Origin of the sequence: Paenibacillus sp. O199, from assembly GCF_001636635.1 — a bacterium.
In the GTDB taxonomy this organism is placed as follows: Bacteria; Bacillota; Bacilli; order Paenibacillales; family Paenibacillaceae; genus Paenibacillus; species Paenibacillus marchantiae.
The window spans coordinates 1-6,337 of the sequence record NZ_LGRP01000077.1 but is presented as its reverse complement, the minus strand read 5'-3'; the positions used below and the strand labels follow the sequence as shown (position 1 = coordinate 6,337).

At 51.9% G+C, this 6,337-nt stretch carries 5 protein-coding genes; all 5 read right to left on the bottom strand.

The features are described 5' to 3' along the window. A partial coding sequence (locus A6049_RS32025; RefSeq protein WP_161490676.1) for a Gfo/Idh/MocA family oxidoreductase occupies window positions 1–366 on the bottom strand: 366 nt, incomplete at its 3' end. A 69-nt stretch (window positions 367–435) separates the two neighbouring features. Beyond that, window positions 436–1,911: a CoA-acylating methylmalonate-semialdehyde dehydrogenase gene (locus A6049_RS32020; protein ID WP_275078687.1), complete on the bottom strand. Its 1,476-nt coding sequence runs from the start codon at window positions 1,909–1,911 to the stop codon at window positions 436–438. A gap of 71 nt (window positions 1,912–1,982) precedes the next feature. Then, window positions 1,983–2,993 (bottom strand): 5-dehydro-2-deoxygluconokinase, encoded by a 1,011-nt coding sequence (gene iolC, locus A6049_RS32015; RefSeq protein ID WP_063568437.1) that lies wholly within the window; start codon window positions 2,991–2,993, stop codon window positions 1,983–1,985. 111 nt (window positions 2,994–3,104) lie between these two features. After that, complete coding sequence (gene iolE, locus A6049_RS32010; protein ID WP_063568436.1) at window positions 3,105–4,007, bottom strand: myo-inosose-2 dehydratase; 903 nt, start codon at window positions 4,005–4,007, stop codon at window positions 3,105–3,107. Window positions 4,008–4,121: 114 nt separating this feature from the next. Next, window positions 4,122–5,987, bottom strand: coding sequence for a 3D-(3,5/4)-trihydroxycyclohexane-1,2-dione acylhydrolase (decyclizing) (gene iolD / locus A6049_RS32005; protein WP_063568435.1), 1,866 nt, complete (start codon window positions 5,985–5,987; stop codon window positions 4,122–4,124). Between the last annotated feature and the right edge of the window lie 350 nt (window positions 5,988–6,337).

The window sequence follows — 6,337 nt, the reverse complement described above, 5'->3', positions numbered from 1 at the left end:
CAGCTTTACCCCAGCCTTCTGCACGGCTGCAACAGCTGCCTGAGTCTGATGAAGATCCATACTGACCGGCTTCTCGCAAAAAATGTGTTTGCCCGCCTGGGCTGCCTGTTCAATCAGGGGTACATGCGTATCTGTTGAGGAACAGATCAGCACTGCATCCACATTTGGCATGGCGATCAGCTGGCTGCTATCTGTCGTTACCACCGGAATGCCACGGCTGGAAGCCCACTCCTCCAGCTCCGGTCCTGCAAACAAATCACTGATGCCAACAATCTCGGCATGCGGGTTGCGCATGAGATTGTCCGCATGAATTTTACCAATACGACCAGCGCCGATGATGCCAATTCTCACTTTATCCTTGCCCATTCCGTTATCCTCCCTGTATGTGTCCATGTGGACTCACCATTCTTCCATTGGCTGGTATGCCCTGAGTGACTACCAGCGGGCAGTAACCATCTTTTTGCGAGTATAAAATTCAACGCCATCTGTACCGTTAGCATGCAAATCACCGTAGAACGATTTCTTCCAGCCGGAAAAAGGGAAAAATGCCATTGGCGCAGGTACGCCCAAGTTAATGCCCAGCATGCCTGCATCAATCGTTTCACGGAATTGGCGCATGCTTGCTCCACTGCGGGTGAACAGGCAAGCTCCGTTGGCAAAGTCGGAACGGTTGGCCAGTTCCACTGCTTCCTCCAACGTAGCTACCCTCGCTACCGAGAGTACCGGTGCAAAAATCTCGTCCTTCCAAATCTTCATAGTGCTCTGCACCTCATCAAATACCGTCGGACCAACGAAATAACCGGACTTGCCTGTCGCTTCATCTTTGCGACCATCCCGAATCAGAGCAGCGCCTTCCTGTTCTCCGGATTCAATGTAGCTGAGTGTACGTTCCTTATGCGGACCACGAATGACAGGACCCAGGAATACCCCTTCATCCATGCCGTTACCAATGGTGATACGATCTGCTGCTTCCACCAGCTTTTGCACCAGCGTGTCAGCAACATCGCCGACGGCGACAACAACCGAGCAGGCCATACAGCGTTCTCCGGCTGAGCCGAAGGCCGCACTGGTGATTTCTTTCACCGTCAGATCAAGATCGGCATCCGGCATAACGATCGAGTGATTTTTGGCACCAGCAAGCGCCTGTACCCGTTTGCCATGTGCGGATGCGGTAGTGTAAACATATTCAGCCACAGGCTGTGATCCGACAAAAGAGATCGCTTGAACATCCTTGTGTTCAAGGAGGCCATTCACGACGTCATGCGCACCGTGAACGATATTGAGCACGCCGTCCGGAAGCCCTGCTTCCTTGAACAGCTCAGCCAGACGGCCTGCCAGCAGCGGTGTGCGCTCGGACGGCTTCAGGACAAAGGTGTTGCCGCACGCAATCGCCAGCGGGAACATCCAGCACGGTACCATCATGGGGAAGTTGAAGGGGGTTATTCCCCCAATTACACCGATTGGGTACCGATACATGCCTGACTCCAGCCCGGTGGCGATGTCGGGCAGCTGTTTGCCCATCATCAGGTTCGGGGCGCCTGCCGCGAATTCGACGCATTCGATGCCACGCTGCACTTCGCCGTAGGCTTCCGCGTAGCTTTTACCGTTCTCCAGCGTAACCAGCCGCGCGAGTTCTTCCCAGTGCTCCACCAGCAGCTGCTGGTAACGGAACAGAATCCGTGCACGGCGAGGAACCGGTGTGCCACTCCAGGAAGGGAACGCCTCCCGTGCCGTCTGGACGGCCAAGTCCACATCCGCCTGTTCAGACAGCGGTACGTGTGCAATGACCTCTTCCGTAGCCGGATTCACAACCGGCTCCGTACGGGTTGCCGCCGGGGTCACCCAGGCACCCCCAATCCAGTTTTGAACCATTGTCGCTGTTACTGACGCTTCCGAAATCCCTTTTCCCATATCCCTGTCTCCCTTCGCTTATATATGCGTTGCGTCAATTACTCCATCCACTCCAAGTACTTCAGCACGCTTCAAGAAACCGTAATTTCGCCTCGATTGCAGCGTTCAATATAGTCATTCACTTCTTCCACCGTTGGCATCGCATCCGAGCAGCTGTGGCTGGAGATAACGATACATGCTGCCGCACTGCCAAACGCCATGCTGCGTTTAATCGTCCATCCCTGCATCAACCCATACAGGAATCCCGCCGCGTAGGAATCACCTGCTCCAAAGGTCTTCACCACACGCGCAGGGTAGCTGTCCGTTTGATGAGATAGCCCTTCACCTGTATAGGCAATGGAGCCTTCCTTGCCATGTTTGATGACGACAATTTTAGCTGAGAAATCGAACCATTTTTGCGCGGTCACCTGATCGCTATGGTCTGGATTATGGTCAAACGTTTCCATCATGTCGAACTCTTCACGTGTGCCCAGGATAATATCGCATTTCTCGGCCGCGAGGTTATAATAGACCGCCGTCTCTTCGGCTGATGTCCATGTGTAAGGACGATAGTCCAGATCGAACACAATGATTGTGCCATGCTTTTTCGCATATGCCAGCGCCTGGAATACCGCTTCACGAGATGGACTCTGGGCTAAGGCTGTACCTGAAATGAGTAAAACTTTGGAGTCGGCAATTAGCTGTTCCTGCACCTCTCTCGACTGCAATAGCAGATCAGCCACGTGGTCACGGTACATTAGAATGCTGCAATCGGTTGGACTTTTGATCTCGGTAAAAGCAAGTCCTGTCACCGCTCCGGTATCGTCCGTTACCACATTTGACGTATCGATCCCGTTCCGCTCCAGATAACTGTTGATGAACCTGCCCATCTGGTCATTCGCGATTTTGCCGATAAATGCCGTTTCCATACCGAGTCTGGACATGCCAATCGTGATATTAGCCGGAGATCCGCCCACATATTTTGTAAAAGTCATCGTCTCTTCCATCGGGCGATTGATCTCATTGGCATTCAAGTCGATGCACAGACGGCCAATCGCGGTGAAATCCATCTTCCTGGAATCAGGAAAGGATACGTAAGTCATTGTATTTGAACCCCTTTCTGTGATGGGATTTGAAAAGATACATTCATCAAACTCACACTCATAATCTGGTTTACCTCATGGTATGGCTCTCTCCCGATGGCCATGACTTTATCAGCTGTGTTGGTATAAGGACTCCATATATTGCAACGATCGCCGCGCATACTCATACGGATTATGAATCGCAGGATCCTGTTCCCCTTCAAGCATCGCCCAGCCATCATACCCCCGTGTGACCAACTCCTGCAGAATCGGTGCAAAATCAATACATCCATCTCCGGGAACCGTAAAAACCCCTTTACGAATACAGCCCACAAAATCAGACTGTTCCGCCCGTGCTGCGTCCAACACTTGAGGACGGATATCCTTCAGATGAATATAGGCAATCCGGTCATAATGCTTGCGTAGGAGAGCTAACGGGTTAGCTCCGCCGTAGTAAGCATGACCTGTGTCATAGAGCAAATAAACAAGAGATGGGTCAGTCAGTTCCATCAATTTATCGATCTCTTCCGGTTGCTCAACAACGGTACCGCCATGGTGATGATACGTCAGCTTCAACCCGTGCTCACGGGCGATGGCACCTGCTTCGTTCAGCCCCTCAGCAAAGATTTGCCATTCCGATTCACTGAGCCTCAACACTTCTTTTTCATGTGGTGTCCGCCTTGGGTCAAAATGCAGGGAGCCACCTACTTCCGCCGTGCTGATCACCGTACTGCCCATCGATTGCAGAAACTCCGCGTGTCTGCGATAGCTGTCCAGCTCAGACTGGCGATACGCCGGGTCGGAGAACAATACCGATTTCCACTGGGAAACGAGGCGTATATTGCGCTTGCCCAGCTCCTCCCGCAATGTGTCTGGATCCGTGGGATATTTGCGTCCCATCTCCGTACCTGTCAGGCCAAGTCGCTGAATGTCATCCAGAATCTGTTCACATGTTGTTGCATCACCATGCTCCTTTACATCCTCTCCGACCCAGTTGATCGGATGAATCCCGAGCTGAAATGGCAGCTTGTTCATGGCTCCACGTCTCCTTTTGTGGTTCAACATTTTTGCATCATTCGATTTAACGCGCGCATTCCCATCTATATCATGTTGATTGAAAGTTACTCTTTGGATTGATGATATGCTCAATTAAATGAGTCTAGCTTTGGCACGGTTTGCCTGCATCGCGTGGTGAGCCGTTATCACCTTTTCCTCGTTGGATACTTCCGGCACGCCCACATTCCACCAGGACTCATATCCGCCTGCATTGGTTCCGGGCACAACTGGAATTTCGATCAGTGTAGTCACGGTCTCATTCCGTGCGTCTCTGATCGCCTGCTCCAATTGTTCTGTCGTCTCTGCCTTATAAGATTTAGCTCCAAGGCTGCGGGCATGGGCTGCAAAATTCATAGGCATGTAATCTCCTGTCAGTCGTCCGCTCTCCGATTCCCGATAGCGGAACTCGTTGCCGAAACCGTCACTTCCGTGCTCCCGTTGCAAATTATGAATACACTGAAATCCGTTGTTGTTGAATAGTAAAATGGTCATCTTCTTCTGTTCCTGCAAGCTCGTCACCAGTTCAGAATGAAGCATTAGGTAACTACCGTCACCCACCATGGCATACACTTCACGATCCGGCTCCGCAAGAGCTGCTCCGAATGCACCGCTCACCTCATAGCCCATACAGGAGAAACCGTACTCCATGTGGTATGTTTTCGGTGCAGACGCGCGCCACAGACGGTGCAAGTCTCCAGGCAAACTTCCCGCCGCACACACAATGACGGAAGAAGGGTCAATGGTCCGATTAATAACACCGACCGCGGTCGTCTGTGCCAGTCCTGCCTCATGTTGCAGTCCATAGAGTCGATCCACCTCGGTGTTCCACTCATCCCGCAGGTCGGCGATCTCAGATGTTCCGTATCCACTGTGGTACTGCCGTCCCTGTAAAGCCGATTGCAAAGCTTGCAGACCTTCCCGTGCATCCGCCAAAATCGCTTCCCCACCCAATTTGGCGGCATCCATGCCGTTCAGGTTAATATTGATGAAGGCCGCTTCGGGATGCTGAAAAGCGGAACGAGACGCCGTCGTAAAATCCGAGAACCGGGTGCCGATTCCGATTACCACATCTGCTTCTCTGGCAAGCCTGTTGGCAGCCAGCGAGCCGGTAACGCCGATAGCCCCCACATTAAGTGGGTGGTCCCACGCCAAGGCACTCTTGCCAGCCTGCGTCTCGGCAACCGGAATGCCAAATGCCTCGGCGAATTCAGCCAGCTCTGTGGATGCCTCGGCATACAACACGCCGCCGCCTGCTACGATCAGCGGCTTCCTGCCACGGGCAATCTGCTGCGCTGCCCGTTCAATGGCCGCCTGGACCGGGGGACGACGGTCCAGGTAATGCACCTTGCGGGCGAAGAACGATTCAGGGTAATCGTACGCCTCTGCCTGCACATCCTGCGGCAGCGCCAGCGTTACCGCGCCCGTCTCCGCCGGGTCCATCAGCACGCGCATCGCCTGCGTGGCAGCAATCATCAGCTGTTCGGGACGCACGATGCGATCCCAGTATTTGCTGACCGCTTTGAACGGATCAGTGGCTGAAATCGTATAATCGCCGCTTACCTCCAGTTGCTGCAGCACGGGATCTGGTTCACGCGTAGCAAAGTTATCACCCGGAAGCAGTAAAACGGGAATACGATTGACCGTTGCCGTTGCCGCTGCGGTAATCATGTTCAGTGCTCCTGGTCCGATGGATGTTGTGCAGGCATATATCTGTCTACGGTTCTTCTGCTTGGCATAGGCTGCTGCCGTATGTACCATGCCTTGTTCATTTTTACCCTGCATATACGTCAGACTTCCAGAACTACGTTCCAGTGCCTCTCCAATACCAGTTACGTTGCCGTGACCAAAAATGCCGATAACACCTTTCACAAACTTGGTTTCCACCCCATCAACGGAAATATATTGCTGATCCAGATATCGGAGTAGTGCCTGAGCCATCGTCAGTCTAATGGTTGTCATGGAATGATCATCTCCCTTCCCTTTACGGGTTAAGCGCTTAATCTACTTTAAGTTTAAGCGCCTTACCCCTAAAGGTTAAGCGCTTAATTGATATAGTATTACAGGCTGAAGGATTAGGCAAGATATTTTTGTAAGCGTTTTACAAAATGGCAAATAAACATAGCTTTATCAATGTGGTACTGTGTATTATCCCACTGTTAATAAAGCTATGATCCGGTAAATTAATAGTATTGGAGTGAATGTTCAGATGCCGATAGAAACGTAAAAAAACACAAAAAAAAGAGATGGCAGAAACCATCTCCTTTTTTTGTTTCTATAAAGCGGGTGATGGGAATCGAACCCACGCTATT